This window comes from Cupriavidus phytohabitans, assembly GCF_017815025.1.
Classification (GTDB): domain Bacteria; phylum Pseudomonadota; class Gammaproteobacteria; order Burkholderiales; family Burkholderiaceae; genus Cupriavidus.
This window is the reverse complement of record NZ_JAGIQB010000256.1, coordinates 1-488: the sequence shown is the minus strand read 5'-3', so window position 1 is coordinate 488 and position 488 is coordinate 1. Positions and strand designations below refer to the sequence as shown.

The following is a 488-nucleotide window of genomic DNA, read 5'->3' as shown; positions in this document are numbered from 1 at the left end:
TCCGCCGGATCAGCAGAAACTCGCCGCCTGAGAACCGGCCACGATCAGCCCTCGTACACCAAATTTGACAATACCTCGGTCGATGTGGTTCCAGGGCGTTCTCGATGGTCTTGATGACGTCGTAGCGACTGTATTCGCGAGCTAGCGCAATGTGAAAGCCCAGGACCGTTCGGGTGCAGACGTCGATGATCGCAAGTAACCACACACGCTCGATCTCGAACTCATGGTCGAAGCCAAGTGGGTCGCGCACAACCACCTTCAGCCGGATATCCAGCCGGTGGCCGTCAAATTCCACGACCTGATAGGGGCGCGTTGCCGATGGACTCTCCACATCGTCGTACCGCGGCAACCCCTTCAGATGCGACGCGCCCGCTGCTCGCGCGGCCGTGGCAAACGTGCGAAGCATCTCCGCCTTAGCAGGCCGCTGAAATACCTCCAGCGAACGTCAGCGTCACGAGAGGCTGACGCGTTAATCTGAAGACTCCACC

At 59.6% G+C, this 488-nt stretch carries 1 pseudogene; it reads right to left on the bottom strand.

What is annotated here, in order from left to right:
- Positions 1-73: 73 nt before the first annotated feature.
- Positions 74-415 (bottom strand): annotated as a pseudogene (locus J8I34_RS34395) (integrase); the annotation flags it as partial.
- Positions 416-488: the final 73 nt, after the last annotated feature.